Annotated in this window: 9 protein-coding genes; all 9 read right to left on the minus strand. The window is 64.8% G+C overall.

Annotated features, from left to right (window positions below):
• Positions 1 to 8: 8 nt before the first annotated feature.
• The 9 genes from rpsJ to rplJ all read right to left on the minus strand — a co-directional run bounded on the left by rpsJ (position 9) and on the right by rplJ (position 15,428).
• Positions 9 to 320 (minus strand): 30S ribosomal protein S10, encoded by a 312-nt coding sequence (gene rpsJ / locus FOF45_RS02080; RefSeq protein ID WP_036137876.1) that lies wholly within the window; start codon positions 318 to 320, stop codon positions 9 to 11.
• A gap of 466 nt (positions 321 to 786) precedes the next feature.
• Positions 787 to 1,977 (minus strand): elongation factor Tu, encoded by a 1,191-nt coding sequence (gene tuf / locus FOF45_RS02085; protein ID WP_158982374.1) that lies wholly within the window; start codon positions 1,975 to 1,977, stop codon positions 787 to 789.
• Between the two features lie 83 nt (positions 1,978 to 2,060).
• Positions 2,061 to 4,181 carry an elongation factor G gene (gene fusA / locus FOF45_RS02090; RefSeq protein WP_158982375.1) on the minus strand — a complete coding sequence of 707 codons (2,121 nt, stop codon included), beginning with the start codon at positions 4,179 to 4,181 and terminating at the stop codon, positions 2,061 to 2,063.
• A gap of 147 nt (positions 4,182 to 4,328) precedes the next feature.
• On the minus strand, positions 4,329 to 4,796 hold the full coding sequence (gene rpsG / locus FOF45_RS02095; RefSeq protein ID WP_158982376.1) for a 30S ribosomal protein S7: 468 nt from the start codon (positions 4,794 to 4,796) through the stop codon (positions 4,329 to 4,331).
• 56 nt (positions 4,797 to 4,852) lie between these two features.
• Positions 4,853 to 5,227 (minus strand): 30S ribosomal protein S12, encoded by a 375-nt coding sequence (rpsL, locus tag FOF45_RS02100; RefSeq protein WP_158982377.1) that lies wholly within the window; start codon positions 5,225 to 5,227, stop codon positions 4,853 to 4,855.
• Positions 5,228 to 5,536: 309 nt separating this feature from the next.
• Complete coding sequence (rpoC, locus tag FOF45_RS02105) at positions 5,537 to 9,760, minus strand: DNA-directed RNA polymerase subunit beta' (RefSeq protein WP_158982378.1); 4,224 nt, start codon at positions 9,758 to 9,760, stop codon at positions 5,537 to 5,539.
• Between the two features lie 93 nt (positions 9,761 to 9,853).
• Complete coding sequence (gene rpoB, locus FOF45_RS02110; protein ID WP_158982379.1) at positions 9,854 to 14,020, minus strand: DNA-directed RNA polymerase subunit beta; 4,167 nt, start codon at positions 14,018 to 14,020, stop codon at positions 9,854 to 9,856.
• A 436-nt stretch (positions 14,021 to 14,456) separates the two neighbouring features.
• Positions 14,457 to 14,831: a 50S ribosomal protein L7/L12 gene (gene rplL / locus FOF45_RS02115; protein ID WP_158982380.1), complete on the minus strand. Its 375-nt coding sequence runs from the start codon at positions 14,829 to 14,831 to the stop codon at positions 14,457 to 14,459.
• A gap of 63 nt (positions 14,832 to 14,894) precedes the next feature.
• A complete protein-coding gene (gene rplJ / locus FOF45_RS02120; protein ID WP_158982381.1) occupies positions 14,895 to 15,428 on the minus strand; it encodes a 50S ribosomal protein L10 in 534 nt (177 codons plus the stop codon).
• Between the last annotated feature and the right edge of the window lie 309 nt (positions 15,429 to 15,737).

The raw sequence follows: 15,737 nt of genomic DNA on the forward strand, positions 1-15,737 counted from the left end.
TGGCAGCCTCAGGTCAGCTTGATCTGGACGTCAACGCCAGCCGCGAGCTCGAGCTTCATCAGCGCGTCCACGGTCTTGTCGTTGGGGTCGACGATGTCGAGCACGCGCTTGTGCGTGCGGGTCTCGTACTGGTCGCGCGCATCCTTGTCGGCGTGCGGCGAAACGAGAATGGTGTAACGCTCGATCTTGGTCGGCAGCGGGATCGGGCCCTTGACCTGGGCACCGGTACGCTTCGCCGTCTCGACGATCTCGCTGGCCGAGCGGTCGATCAGGCGATGATCGTACGCTTTCAGCCGGATTCGGATCTTTTGGTCCGCCATGACGGAATTCCTTGGTTAAAAGAGCGACGGGCCGGCCTCTGGGTGTGCCGAACCCCTGGAAAACGCGAATACCCCGGGGCTGCACCCTCGCTCCGGAGCTTCCTTGCCTGAAAAACTAAGGCGGGCCGGTTACCCGGTCCGCCCAGACGGAGTAGAACGCACGAAGAGCTCCGTTTAGCGTTCCTTGGAAGCCCGAAGGCCCGGAACGTACGGAGCGCGCCGTGCGACATGTCCCTGTCTGGCGAATACGAGGCGCATCCTGCACCTCATTTCGCTGGTTGCGGCCAACTCCACGAGGAAGTTGATCGCAGTGGTCGTGCATTCTAACCGGATATCCACAGCCTATGCAAGCGCGCGGGTAGCAGACGGCCAGTTGAGGCGACCTTGTTCAGCTTGCCATCGCCCCACCCTGTCGGATAAGGCTTTGGCCGACCCCGGATGCCGAAGCACCCGGGGCTGGCATCACTTACTTGACGATCTTCGCCACGACGCCGGCGCCGACGGTGCGACCGCCTTCGCGGATCGCGAAGCGCAGGCCTTCGTCCATCGCCACCGGGTTGATCAGCTGCACGACCATCTTGATGTTGTCGCCCGGCATGACCATCTCGACGCCTTCCGGCAGCTGCACCGCACCGGTGATGTCCGTGGTGCGGAAGTAGAACTGCGGACGGTAGCCCTTGAAGAACGGGGTGTGACGGCCGCCCTCGTCCTTCGACAGCACGTACACCTCGGCCTCGAACTCGGTGTGCGGGGTGATCGAACCCGGCTTCGCCAGCACCTGGCCGCGCTCCACGTCGTCACGCTTGGTGCCGCGCAGCAGCAGGCCCGCGTTGTCGCCCGCCTGGCCCTGGTCCAGCAGCTTGCGGAACATTTCGACGCCGGTCACCGTCGTCTTCTGGGTCGGACGGATACCGACGATTTCGATTTCGTCGCCGACCTTGATGATGCCGCGCTCGATACGGCCGGTCACCACGGTGCCGCGGCCCGAGATCGAGAACACGTCTTCCACCGGCATCAGGAACGGCTTGTCGATGTCACGCTCCGGCTCCGGAATGAACGTGTCCAGCGCTTCCACCAGCTTCAGGATCGCCGGCACGCCGATTTCCGACTGGTCGCCTTCCAGCGCCAGACGCGCCGAACCCTTGATGATCGGGGTGTCGTCGCCCGGGAACTCGTACTTCGTCAGCAGCTCGCGAACTTCCATCTCGACCAGCTCGAGCAGCTCGGCGTCGTCCACCATGTCGGCCTTGTTCAGGAACACGACGATGTACGGCACGCCCACCTGGCGCGACAGCAGGATGTGCTCGCGCGTCTGCGGCATCGGGCCGTCAGCGGCCGAGCACACCAGAATCGCGCCGTCCATCTGCGCCGCACCCGTGATCATGTTCTTCACGTAGTCGGCGTGGCCCGGGCAGTCCACGTGCGCGTAGTGACGGTTCGGGCTTTCGTACTCCACGTGCGCCGTCGAGATCGTGATGCCGCGAGCCTTCTCTTCCGGCGCCGCGTCGATCGCGTCGTACGCCTTGAACTCGCCGCCGAAACGCTCCGCGCCCACCTTCGTCAGTGCCGCCGTCAGCGTCGTCTTGCCGTGGTCGACGTGACCGATCGTGCCCACGTTCACGTGCGGCTTGGTGCGCTCAAACTTACCCTTGGCCATGGTTATCTCTCTTTAAAAATGAATTACTTGTTGATCTTGCTTGTCGCGAGGCCGGCAAGCCGGCCTCGCCAGAGGTGTCACTCTCAGCCGCCCTTCTTCATCACCGCGTCGGCGATGTTGGTGGGGGCTTCGGCGTAGTGATCGAACTCCATCGTGAACGTTGCGCGACCCTGCGACATCGAACGCAGCGAGGTCGCGTAGCCGAACATTTCGCCCAGCGGCACCATCGCGTTGATGACCTTGCCCGACGGGCTGTCGTCCTGGCCGGACAGCAGGCCACGACGGCGGCTCACGTCACCCATGACGTCGCCGACATAGTCTTCCGGCGTCACGATCTCGACCTTCATCATCGGCTCGAGCAGGACCGGATCCGCCTTGCGGAAGCCTTCCTTGAACGCCATCGACGAAGCGAGCTTGAACGCCATTTCGGACGAGTCGACGTCGTGGTACGAACCGAACACGAGCTTGACCTTGACGTTCACGACCGGGAAGCCAGCCAGCGGACCGCTGGTGATGGTTTCGCGCAGGCCCTTCTCGACCGCCGGGATGAATTCCTTCGGGATCACGCCGCCGGTGATGTCGTTGACGAACAGGAAATCGTTCTCGACGTCCGGGTTGGCGCGATCGGCTTCGTTCATCGGCGACAGCTCGATCACGACGTGACCGTACTGACCCTTACCGCCCGACTGCTTGGCGTGCTTGTAATCCGACTTCACGTCCGACTTGCGGATCGTTTCGCGGTAGGCCACCTGCGGCTTGCCGACGTTCGCTTCCACATTGAACTCGCGACGCATGCGGTCGACGATGATGTCCAGGTGCAGCTCGCCCATGCCGGCGATGATGGTCTGGCCCGATTCCTCGTCGGTACGCACGCGGAAGCTGGGATCTTCCTGAGCCAGACGGCTCAGGGCCATACCCATCTTTTCCTGGTCCGACTTGGTCTTCGGCTCGACCGCCATCGAGATGACGGGCTCCGGGAAGGTCATGCGCTCGAGCGTGATCACGTGGTCGGCCGCGCACAGCGTGTCGCCCGTGGTCACATCCTTCAGGCCCACGGCAGCAGCGATGTCGCCCGCGCGCACTTCCTTGATCTCGTCGCGCTGGTTGGCGTGCATCTGCAGGATGCGGCCGATGCGCTCCTTCTTCGACTTGACCGGGTTGAACACCTGGTCGCCGGAGTTGAGCACGCCCGAGTAGACGCGGAAGAACGTCAGTGCACCGACGAACGGGTCGGTCATGATCTTGAACGCCAGCGCCGAGAACGGCTCGGAGTCGGACGCCTTGCGGCTGTCTTCCTTCTCGTTCTCGTCGATGCCCTGCACCGGCGGACGGTCGGCCGGCGACGGCAGCAGGTTGATGACGCCGTCGAGCATGGCCTGCACGCCCTTGTTCTTGAACGCGGAGCCGCAGAACACCGGGACGATCTCGACCTTCAGCGTGCGCGTGCGCAGGCCTTCGACGATTTCCGCCTCGCTGAGCTCGCCTTCGTTCAGGTACTTCTCCATCAGCTCTTCCGAGGCCTCGGCGGCAGCTTCGATCATGAAGCTGCGCGCGGCTTCGGCCTTCGCCTGAAGGTCGGCCGGGATGTCGCGGTACTCGAACTTGGTGCCCTGCGATGCGACGTCCCAATGGATCGCCTTCATCTTGAGCAGGTCGACCACGCCCTCGAAGCCGTCTTCGGCGCCGATCGGCACCTGCATCGGAACAGCGTACGCGCCCAGGCGCGACTTCAGCTGCTCGACGACCTTGTCGAAGTTGGCACCGGTGCGGTCCATCTTGTTGACGAACGCCATGCGCGGCACGGAGTACTTGTTGGCCTGGCGCCACACGGTCTCCGACTGCGGCTGCACGCCGCCCACGGCGCACAGCACGAACACCGCGCCGTCGAGCACGCGCAGCGAACGCTCGACTTCGATGGTGAAGTCGACGTGCCCGGGGGTGTCGATGATGTTGAAGCGGTGCTCAGGCAGGGACTTGTCCATGCCCTTCCAGAACGCCGTCGTCGCCGCGGACGTGATGGTGATGCCGCGCTCCTGCTCCTGCTCCATCCAGTCCATCGTCGCAGCACCTTCGTGCACTTCGCCGATCTTGTGGCTGACGCCGGTGTAGAACAGGATGCGTTCCGACGTGGTGGTCTTGCCGGCATCGATGTGGGCCATGATGCCGAAGTTGCGGTAACGCTCGATGGGAGTGGTGCGAGCCACGGGACCCTCTCGTAAGTTTTCAAATTCCAGATGGCCAGATGCCGCCTCGGGGGCGGCGTCCGGTTCGCATGGCGGCTTTCTCGCCGCCACGGCAGCTCAGCGGGCTGCCGGGGCCAACGACCCCGATATGGGGTCGTCTCGCTCAGATCACCAGCGGTAGTGGGCGAACGCCTTGTTCGCTTCCGCCATGCGGTGGGTTTCTTCGCGCTTCTTGATGGCGCCGCCACGGTTTTCCGAGGCGTCCATCAGCTCGGCCGCGAGCTTGCGCGGCATCGTGTTCTCGCCGCGCTTGCGGGCGGACTCGATCAGCCAGCGCATCGCCAGCGCCATGCGACGCGAAGCGCGCACTTCGACCGGCACCTGGTAGGTGGCGCCGCCGACGCGACGCGACTTCACTTCGACCGCCGGGGAGACGTTGCCCAGTGCCTTCTCGACCAGCTCGAGGGCATTGGGGTTCTTCTCGCCGATGACATCCATCGCGCCGTAGACGATCTTCTCGGCGACCGACTTCTTGCCGCTCTGCATGACCATGTTGATGAAGCGGGCGATGGTCTCGCTGCCGTGCTTGGGGTCCGGCAGGACCGAACGCTGGGGGGTGGAACCTTTACGCGACATGGGGCGTACCTATTCTCGTGATTCTTGTACGGAGACCGGGTGAACGGCCGACCGGATTAGGACTTCGGACGCTTGGCGCCGTACTTGGAACGACCCTGGCGACGCTTGGCGACGCCAGCGGCGTCGAGCGAACCGCGCACGGTGTGGTAACGCACACCCGGAAGGTCCTTGACGCGGCCGCCGCGGATCAGCACCACGGAGTGCTCCTGCAGGTTGTGGCCTTCGCCGCCGATGTACGAGATGACCTCGTAGCCATTGGTCAGGCGCACCTTGGCAACCTTGCGAAGCGCCGAGTTCGGCTTCTTCGGGGTGGTGGTGTACACGCGGGTGCAAACGCCACGACGCTGCGGGCAGTTCGCGAGCGCCGGCGAGGCGCTCTTGTAGGTTTCAGGGCTGCGCGGCTTGCGCACCAGCTGATTGATCGTCGCCATCTGGAACTCTTCGAAGAAAGGCCGGATGGCCTTTGCGTGGAAAAAACGAACGGCACGCCGGGGGAACCCGGCATACCGAGACGAAAAAGTATAGCCCGCGTCAGACGTCACCGTCAACGCGGACTAAACCGGATGCCCCACCGCAAGCGCTCTTGGCGCCCCGGCGTGGGACTTCACTGCGATCCCGCCCATCCTGGGCCGAACACGAGGCGCTTCCTGCATCCTCATTTCGTGATCTGGGCGGCCCCACGAGGGGGCCGCCAAAGTGCCGGAATTGTACCGGCAAACCGCCTTGGATGAAACCGGCGATTACGAAGCGCTGGACTCTTCGCCCTCGACGTCCGCGGTGGCGGCTGTTTCCGGGGTCGCAACCGGGCCCGCGAGGGTCTCCAGCTCCGACTCGGTCAGGCCGGTCGCGCCGCGACGGCGCTGGGCGTGGTACGCCATGCCGGTACCGGCCGGAATCAGGCGACCCACGATCACGTTCTCCTTCAGGCCACGCAGGCTGTCGCGGGTACCGCGCACGGCGGCCTCGGTCAGCACGCGGGTGGTTTCCTGGAAGGAAGCCGCCGAGATGAACGACTCGGTCGCCAGCGAGGCCTTGGTGATGCCCAGCAGGACCGGATCGAACTTGGCGATGATCTCGTTGCGCGAACCCAGCTTGGCGTTCTCCTCGATCAGACGCTGACGCTCGACCTGCTCGCCGTTGAGGAACTTGCTGTCGCCCTGGTCGGTGATCTCGACCTTGCGCAGCATCTGGCGAACGATCACCTCGATGTGCTTGTCGTTGATCTTCACGCCCTGCAGGCGATAGACGTCCTGGATTTCCTTGGTCAGGTACACGGCCAGCGGCTCGACACCCAGCAGGCGCAGGATGTCCTGCGGGCTCGGCTCGCCGTCCACCACGGTCTCGCCCTTCTCCACGTGCTCGCCTTCGAACACGATGATCTGGCGGTACTTCGGGATGAGCTCTTCGTGCTCGTTTCCGTCGGTGTCCTTGATGATCAGGCGCTGCTTGCCCTTGGTGTCCTTACCGAACGAGACGATGCCCGAACGCTCCGCCAGGACCGCCGGGTCCTTCGGCTTGCGCGCTTCGAACAGGTCGGCCACGCGCGGCAGACCACCGGTGATGTCGCGGGTCTTCGACGCTTCCTGCGGGATCTTGGCGACCACGTCGCCCACGCCGACCGGCGCGCCGTCCTGCAGGTTCACGATCGAGCGCGGCGGCAGCAGGTACTGCGCCGGCAGGTCGGTACCCGGGATGGCCAGGTCCTTGCCGTTCTTGTCGACGATGCGGACGATCGGACGCAGGTCCTTGCCCTGCGAGCCGCGGCGCTTCGGATCGGTGATCTCGCGCGACGCCAGGCCGGTGAGCTCGTCGGTCTTCTCGATGACGGTGACGCCGTCGACGAAGTCGATGAAGCGCACGAAGCCGGCCACTTCCGAGACGATCGGGTGGTTATGCGGATCCCAGTTGGCGACGGTCTGGCCGGCCTTGATCTCCGCGCCGTCCTTGACCGTGACGGTCGCACCGTACGGCAGCTTGTAGCGCTCGCGCTCGCGGCCGTGGCCGTCGAGCACCGACAGTTCGCCCGAACGCGACACCGCGACCAGGTTGCCGCTGGCGTGTTCGACGTGCTTGAGGTTGTTGAACTTGATCGTACCGGTGGTCTTGACCGTCACGTTGTCGATGGCCGCCGCACGCGACGCCGCACCACCGATGTGGAACGTACGCATCGTCAGCTGCGTACCCGGCTCGCCAATCGACTGCGCGGCGACGACGCCGACCGCTTCGCCGAGGTTGACCAGGTGGCCGCGGCCGAGGTCGCGACCGTAGCAGTGCGAGCACACGCCGAACGAGCTTTGGCAGGTGATGGTCGAACGCACCTGGATCGATTGCACGCTGGCGTCGTCGAGCTTCTGCACCCAGCCTTCGTCCAGCAGCGTGTTGCGCGTGACGATCGGCTCCTCGTCGTTGCCCGGGAGGAAGACGTCCTCGGCCACGACGCGGCCCAGCACGCGGTCGCGCAGCGGCTCGACCACGTCGCCGCCTTCGACGATCGGGGTCATGGTGAGGCCTTCGTGCGTGCCGCAGTCGTACTCGGTGATCACCACGTCCTGGGCGACGTCCACCAGACGACGGGTCAGGTAACCCGAGTTCGCCGTCTTCAGCGCGGTGTCGGCCAGACCCTTACGTGCACCGTGGGTCGAGATGAAGTACTGGAGGACGTTCAGGCCTTCGCGGAAGTTCGCGGTGATCGGCGTCTCGATGATCGAGCCGTCCGGCTTGGCCATCAGGCCGCGCATACCGGCGAGCTGACGGATCTGCGCCTGCGAACCACGCGCGCCGGAGTCGGCCATGATGTAGATCGAGTTCATCGACTTCTGGTCGACCATCTCGCCCTTGGCGTTCTCCACCTTGTCGGTGCCGATCGCGTCCATCATCGCCTTGGCCACGCGCTCGTTGGTGCGCGACCAGATGTCGACGACCTTGTTGTAGCGCTCGCCCGCGGTCACCAGGCCCGACTGGTACTGCTCCTGGATTTCCAGAACCTCGGCTTCGGCCTCGGCCAGGATGCCCTTCTTCTCGACCGGGATCAGCATGTCGTCGATGCCGATGGAGACGCCGGCGCGCGTGGCGTACGCGAAGCCGGTGTACATCAGCTTGTCGGCGAACACGACCGTGTCCTTCAGGCCGAGCATGCGGTAGCACGAGTTGATCAGGCGGCTGATGTTCTTCTTGGTCAGCTCGACGTTGGCCAGCGCGAACGGCAGGCCTTCCGGCAGGATCTCGCGCAGCAGGGCGCGGCCGACCGTGGTCTCCACGATCGACGTCTTCTGCTCGGAGGTGCCATCCTCGTTCTTCACCGTCTCGGTGATGCGCACCTTGCACTTGGCGTGCAGCTGCACGACGCGGTTGTCGTAGGCGCGCTTCACTTCGGCGACGTTGGCGAACACCATGCCCTCGCCCGCCTTGTTCACCAGGCCGCGGGTCATGTAGTACAGGCCGAGCACGACGTCCTGCGACGGCACGATGATCGGCTCGCCGTTCGCCGGCGACAGGATGTTGTTCGACGCCATCATCAGCGCGCGCGCTTCCAGCTGGGCTTCCAGCGAGAGCGGCACGTGCACGGCCATCTGGTCACCGTCGAAGTCGGCGTTGAACGCGGTGCAGACCAGCGGATGCAGCTGGATCGCCTTGCCTTCGATCAGCACCGGCTCGAACGCCTGGATGCCGAGGCGGTGCAGCGTCGGTGCGCGGTTCAGCAGCACCGGATGCTCGCGGATCACCTCTTCCAGGATGTCCCACACCTCGGCCTCTTCGCGCTCGACGAGCTTCTTGGCGGCCTTGATGGTGGTGGCCAGGCCACGACGCTGCAGCTTGGCGAAGATGAAGGGCTTGAACAGCTCCAGCGCCATCTTCTTCGGCAGGCCGCACTCGTGCAGGCGCAGGGTCGGACCGACCACGATGACCGAACGGCCCGAGTAGTCCACGCGCTTGCCGAGCAGGTTCTGGCGGAAGCGACCCTGCTTACCCTTGATCATGTCGGCCAGCGACTTGAGCGGGCGCTTGTTGGTGCCGGTGATGGCACGGCCGCGACGGCCGTTATCCATCAGCGCGTCGACCGATTCCTGCAGCATGCGCTTCTCGTTGCGCACGATGATGTCGGGCGCGTTGAGTTCGAGCAGGCGACGCAGGCGGTTGTTGCGGTTGATGACGCGGCGGTACAGGTCGTTGAGGTCGGAGGTCGCGAAGCGGCCGCCGTCCAGCGGGACCAGCGGACGCAGGTCCGGCGGGAGCACCGGCAGCACGGTCATGACCATCCACTCCGGACGGTTGCCGGACTCGAGGAAGGCTTCGACCAGCTTGATGCGCTTGGTGAGGCGCTTGAGCTTGGTCTCGCTGCCGGTGGCGGCGATTTCCTCACGCAGCGTGACCATTTCCGACTGCAGGTCGATCGTGCGCAGCAGCTCGTAGACGGCCTCGGCGCCCATCGCGGCTTCGAAGTCGTCGCCGTGCTCCTGGCGGGCCTGCAGGAACTGCTCTTCAGTGAGCAGCGTGCCGCGCTCGAGCGCGGTCAGGCCCGGCTCCGTCACCACGTAGGCTTCGAAGTACAGGATGCGTTCGATGTCGCGCAGGGTCATGTCCAGCATCAGGCCGATGCGCGACGGCAGCGACTTGAGGAACCAGATGTGCGCGACCGGCGACGCCAGGTCGATGTGGCCCATGCGCTCGCGGCGCACCTTGGCCAGCGTCACTTCCGTGCCGCACTTCTCGCAGACCACGCCGCGGTGCTTCATGCGCTTGTACTTGCCGCACAGGCACTCGTAGTCCTTGATCGGACCGAAGATCGCGGCGCAGAACAGGCCGTCGCGTTCCGGCTTGAAGGTACGGTAGTTGATGGTTTCCGGCTTCTTCACTTCGCCGAACGACCACGAACGGATCAGGTCGGGCGAGGCCAGCGCGATCTTGATCGCATCGAAGTCGATCGTGGTGCGCTGCTGGTTGAAGAGGTTGAGCAGGTCTTTCATGGTGTTCTCCAATCGGAGTAATTCGTCGAGGGCTGTGGATCTCTGATTCGGTCAGCGGGAAGCGCGCGTTTCGCGGCGCTTCCCGCGTGCGGATCAGTTCTCTTCCAGCTCCATGTTGATCGCGAGCGAGCGGATTTCCTTCACCAGCACGTTGAAGGACTCCGGCATGCCGGCGACCATCTCGTACTCGCCGTCGACGATGTTCTTGTACATCTGGTTGCGGCCCTGCACGTCGTCGGACTTCACCGTCAGCATTTCCTGCAGGGTGTAGGCCGCGCCGTAGGCTTCCAGCGCCCAGACTTCCATCTCACCGAAGCGCTGGCCGCCGAACTGCGCCTTGCCGCCCAGCGGCTGCTGGGTGACGAGCGAGTACGGACCGGTCGAACGCGCGTGCATCTTGTCGTCGACCAGGTGGTTCAGCTTCAGCATGTGCATGTAGCCGACCGTCACCGGACGCTCGAAGCTCTCGCCCGTGCGGCCGTCGAACAACATGGTCTGGCCGCTGCTCGGCAGTTCGGCGAGTTCGAGCATGCGCTTGATCTCGGACTCGGCCGCGCCGTCGAACACCGGGGTCGCCATCGGCACGCCGTCGGTCAGGTTCTTCGCCAGACGGAGCAGCTCGGCATCGCTGAACTGCGTCAGGTCGACGCGCTCACCGACCACCTTGCTGTCGTGGTTGTAGATCTGGTCGAGGAACTTGCGCAGTTCGGACACGGCCTGCTGCGCCTCGAGCATGCGCTGGATCTTCTGGCCCAGGCCCTTCGCGGCCCAGCCCAGGTGCACTTCGAGGATCTGGCCGATGTTCATACGCGACGGCACGCCCAGCGGGTTCAGGACGATGTCGACGGTCTGGCCGTCGGCCGCGTACGGCATGTCCTGCACCGGCACGATGGTCGACACGACGCCCTTGTTGCCGTGGCGGCCGGCCATCTTGTCGCCCGGCTGGATGCGGCGCTTAACGGCGAGGAAGACCTTGACCATCTTCAGCACGCCCGGAGCGAGGTCGTCGCCCTGGGTGATCTTGCCGCGCTTGTCGGCGAAGCGCTTCTCGAACTCGGCCTTGTGGACCTCGATCTGCTTCTGCGCGCGCTCGATGGCCTCGACGGCCTCGTCGTCCTTCATGCGCAGGGTGAACCAGTCCTTCTTCGACAGGCCGTCGAGCACCAGCGAAGTAACCGTGTCGCCCTTCTTCAGCGTGGCGCCGCCGTTGGCGACGCGACCGACCAGCTGCGTGCGCAGGCGGTCGTAGATGGCCGCTTCGAGGATGCGGTACTGGTCGTCGAAGTCCTTCTTGACGCGACGGATCTCGTACTCCTCGATCTGGCGCGCGCGCTTGTCCTTCTCGATGCCGTCGCGGGTGAAGACCTGCACGTCGATGACGGTGCCGTCCATGCCCGGCGGAACGCGCAGCGAGCTGTCCTTAACGTCGGACGCCTTCTCGCCGAAGATCGCGCGCAGCAGCTTCTCTTCCGGCGTCAGCTGGCTCTCGCCCTTCGGCGTGACCTTGCCGACGAGGATGTCGCCCGCACGCACTTCCGCACCGATGTACACCACGCCCGACTCGTCGAGGCGGTTCAGCGCCTGCTCGGAGACGTTCGGGATGTCGGCGGAGATTTCCTCCGGACCCAGCTTGGTGTCACGCGCGACGCAGGTCAGCTCTTCGATGTGGATCGTGGTGTAACGATCCTGCTCGACCACGCGCTCGGAGAGCAGGATCGAGTCTTCGAAGTTGTAGCCGTTCCACGGCATGAACGCGACCAGCATGTTCTGGCCCAGCGCCAGCTCACCGATGTCGGTCGAGGGACCGTCGGCCAGCACGTCGCCGCGCGCGACCACGTCGCCCACGTTCACCAGCGGACGCTGGTTGATGCAGGTGTTCTGGTTCGAGCGCGTGTACTTGATCAGCGTGTAGATGTCGACGCCGGCATCGGTCTCGCCGACGATCTCGCTCTCGTTGACCTTGACCACGATGCGGCCCGCGTCGATCTGCTCGATCACGCCGCCGCGACGTGCGTTGACGGTCACGCCCGAGTCGCGCGCCACGGCGCGCTCGATGCCGGTACCGACCAGCGGCTTCTGCGCACGCAGCGTCGGCACGGCCTGGCGCTGCATGTTCGCGCCCATCAGCGCGCGGTTGGCGTCGTCGTGCTCGAGGAACGGAACCAGCGCGGCCGCGACCGACACGGTCTGCATCGGCGAGACGTCCATGAAGTGGATCTCGTTCGGCGGACGCAGCATCGACTCGCCCTGGTAACGGCAGGCGACGAACTGGGCGGTGATGTGGCCCTTGTCGTCCGCCGGCGCGTTGGCCTGGGCGATGACGTACTCGTTTTCCTCGATCGCCGACAGGTACTCGACCGCGTCGGTGATGCGGCCGTCCACGACCTTGCGGTACGGCGTCTCGAGGAAGCCGTACTTGTTGGTGCGTGCGAACACGGCCAGCGAGTTGATCAGGCCGATGTTCGGGCCTTCCGGCGTCTCGATGGTGCAGACGCGGCCGTAATGGGTCGGGTGCACGTCGCGCACTTCGAAGCCGGCGCGCTCACGGGTCAGGCCGCCCGGGCCGAGGGCCGACACGCGACGCTTGTGCGTGACTTCCGACAGCGGGTTGTTCTGGTCCATGAACTGCGACAGCTGCGAGGAGCCGAAGAACTCCTTGATCGCAGCGGCCACCGGCTTGGCGTTGATGAGTTCCTGCGGGGTCAGGCCTTCGGACTCGGCCATCGACAGGCGCTCCTTGACCGCGCGCTCGACGCGGACCAGGCCGACGCGGAACACGTTCTCGGCCATTTCGCCGACCGAACGCACGCGACGGTTGCCCAGGTGGTCGATGTCGTCCACGGTGCCGCGACCGTTGCGGATCTCGGTCAGCACCCGGATCACGTCGAGGATGTCGGACATGCCGCCGCACTCGCCGCGCAGGCGCACGGACTCTTCGTCCTTGCGCTCGGCGAAGTACTTGGCGTCGTACAGCACCGACGCGCCCTCGGTTTCCTTGCGGCCGAGGCGACGGTTGAACTTCATGCGACCCACGGCCGACAGGTCGTAGCGCTCGAAGGTGAAGAACAGGTTGTGGAACAGGTTCTGCGCGGCGTCCTTGGTCGGCGGCTCGCCCGGACGCATCATGCGGTAGATCTCGACCAGCGCTTCCAGCTGCGTCTTGGTCGCGTCGATGCGTAGGGTGTGCGACAGGTACGCGCCACGGTCGAGGTCGTTCACCCACAGCGTGCCGACCGAGTCGATACCGGCCTTGCGGAACGCAGCCAGATGGTCTTCGGTGACTTCGTCGTTGGCGGTCGCCAGCAGTTCGCCCGACTTCGTGTCGACGATGTCGTTCGCGAGGATGCGGCCCACGAGGTACTCGTCCGGCACGGCCAGGGCCGAAACGCCGGCCTGCTCGAGCTGCTTGACGTGGCGCGCGGTGATGCGGCGGCCGGCTTCGACGATGACCTTCTCGCCATCGGACAGATCGAAGTTCAGCGTTTCGCCACGCAGGCGCTCCGGCACGAGCTCAAGCTGCACGCCTTCGTTGGGATCGATGTGGAACGTGTTGATCTCGAAGAACTCGCGCAGCATTTCTTCGTTGTTGTAACCGAGCGCACGCAGCAGCACGGTCACCGGCAACTTGCGGCGACGGTCGATACGGGTGAACAGCGCGTCCTTCGGGTCGAACTCGAAGTCCAGCCACGAACCGCGGTAAGGAATGATGCGGGCGCTGTACAGCAGCTTGCCCGAGCTGTGCGTCTTGCCGCGGTCGTGGTCGAAGAACACGCCCGGGCTGCGGTGCAGCTGGGAAACGATGACGCGCTCGGTGCCGTTGACGATGAAGGTGCCGTTGTCGGTCATGAGCGGGATCTCGCCCATGTAGACCTCCTGCTCCTTCACGTACTTGATGGCCTTGGTCGACGACTCACGGTCGTAGATCACCAGGCGCACGGTCACGCGCAGCGGGGCGCCGTAGGACAGGCCACGGTTGCGGCACTCGCGCTCGTCGAACGGCGGCTCGCCCAGCTTGTAGCCGACGTACTCCAGCGCGGCGTTGCCGCTGTAGCTCACGATCGGGAAGACCGACTTGAGGGCAGCATGCAGACCGCGATCGGCGCGCTTGGCCGGATCGGTGTGTTCCTGCAGGAACTCACGGTAGGAATCGACCTGGATGGCCAGCAGGAACGGCACTTCGAGAATCGACTTGCGCTTGCCGAAGTCCTTGCGGATGCGCTTCTTTTCGGTGAACGAATAGTTCGTGGAAGCTGTGGTCATGGTGAGCTACCGCCTCATTGGAACGGGATCTGCGATTGACGTTGCGTGACTCGATACATCGCCGGGAACAGCCGGAGGAACCGTTTCCGATCGATCGCCAGTACGGGCCTCTGGTGCCGCCGTGGCGTTTTCGAACCTCGAATCTCCAATCACCAATCCCCAGGGGAAAAGTGAACTGTCAGTTGGAAGCCGCGGGTATTGCCGGCACCCGCACGCCCTCTAGTGCTGCTTCCAACTACCAACTCGGTTGGGTTTTGCGTTGAACGGTGGAGTCTTGCCGGTGCCCGAAGCGGGCTGACGGTTCGACTTCACGGCCGCGAGGCGGAAAAAAAACTCCGCCCTTCAACAACGGCCAAAGGCCGGGGCCTTCCGGCCCCAGCCTCGGGTGGTCGCCACTGCTGCGCTCTCGGTCAAGAGCCGGCGACGCGAGTACTGCTTACTTCAGCTCGACGGTCGCGCCAGCGGCCTCGAGTTCCTTCTTGAACTTCTCGGAGTCTTCCTTCGAGACGGCTTCCTTCACCGTCTGCGGGGCGCCTTCGACGAGGTCCTTCGCTTCCTTCAGGCCCAGGCCGGTGATGGCACGGACGGCCTTGATGACCTCGACCTTCTTCTCGCCGGCGGCCTTCAGGATGACGTTGAACTCGGTCTGCTCTTCGACCGGGGCGGCAGCGGCGGCCGGACCGGCGGCCATCATGACCGGGGCAGCGGCGGTGACGCCGAACTTGTCTTCGATCGCCTTGACCAGGTCCATCACCTGGCTGATGGTCATGCCGGCAACGGCGTCGACGATCTGTTCGTTGGAAAGGGACATGTTGTTAACCTCTGGAAATTTTTGAACGTACGAATGTGTTCAGTCGCGTAGACGAAGCGGCGGTTAAGCCGTCTCGGTCTCGGCTGCAGCTTCTGCGGTCGCTTCGCCGCCACCCTGCTTGTCGGCCACGGCCTTGACGGCGCGGGCAAACATGGTGACCGGCTCGGTCAGGACACGGGCCAGCATGGCCAGGGCCTGTTCGCGGGTCGGCAGCGAGGCCAACACTTCGACGTGCGAGCCCGGGAAGAGCTTGCCGTCGATCGAGACGACCTTCGCCTGCAGCTTGTCGTTGCTCTTGGCGAATTCCTTGATCAGACGCCCGGCGGCACCGGGGTCTTCCGACGAGAACGCGTACAGCAGCGGACCGACCAGTGCATCCTTCGTGCACTCGAAGTCCGTGCCTTCGACGGCGCGCGCGGCCAGGGTGTTCTTGACAACCTTCAAGAACACGCCGGTCTCGCGAGCCTTCTTGCGCATCGCGGTCATCTGACTGACCGTGGTGCCTGCGTACTCGGCAGCGACCAAGGAGTGCGCCTTCGAAGCGACTTCCGCCAGTTCGGCGACTACTTCTTGCTTCTGGGACAGATTGAGAGCCATTGCACTCCTCCAAATGAACTCCGCTCACGGCTCCTGCCGCTTGCGGTCCTGGGCAGCACCGATCCCTGGTGCCGGGGACGCCGAAGCATCCCGGTGGTGGCCACTCCAGAAAAAATTTCCAGAAGGCACCATCTACGCAGGCCGACCCGGACGGGTCCGGATTAAGCAGCCCCGCTTCCACCGACGGCGATTCCCTGCCATGTCGAGCAATCCCTGCCCGTCGCCGGTAGGCGCTGACCGCACCTGCGGTCTTTGACGGCTGCCGCCACGCATGCGCGGCGACGCCCTCAAAACTTGCGGCCGGCGGCG

This window comes from Lysobacter panacisoli (assembly GCF_009765165.1).
GTDB lineage: Bacteria > Pseudomonadota > Gammaproteobacteria > Xanthomonadales > Xanthomonadaceae > Lysobacter_J > Lysobacter_J panacisoli.

Coding starts and splice junctions, on each gene's coding strand:
- rpsJ (WP_036137876.1), bottom strand. CDS start 320: ATGGCGGACCAAAAGATCCGAATCCGGCTGAAAGCGTACGATCATCGC.
- tuf (WP_158982374.1), bottom strand. CDS start 1,977: ATGGCCAAGGGTAAGTTTGAGCGCACCAAGCCGCACGTGAACGTGGGC.
- rpsG (WP_158982376.1), bottom strand. CDS start 4,796: ATGTCGCGTAAAGGTTCCACCCCCCAGCGTTCGGTCCTGCCGGACCCC.
- rpsL (WP_158982377.1), bottom strand. CDS start 5,227: ATGGCGACGATCAATCAGCTGGTGCGCAAGCCGCGCAGCCCTGAAACC.
- rpoC (WP_158982378.1), bottom strand. CDS start 9,760: ATGAAAGACCTGCTCAACCTCTTCAACCAGCAGCGCACCACGATCGAC.
- rpoB (WP_158982379.1), bottom strand. CDS start 14,020: ATGACCACAGCTTCCACGAACTATTCGTTCACCGAAAAGAAGCGCATC.
- rplL (WP_158982380.1), bottom strand. CDS start 14,831: ATGTCCCTTTCCAACGAACAGATCGTCGACGCCGTTGCCGGCATGACC.
- rplJ (WP_158982381.1), bottom strand. CDS start 15,428: ATGGCTCTCAATCTGTCCCAGAAGCAAGAAGTAGTCGCCGAACTGGCG.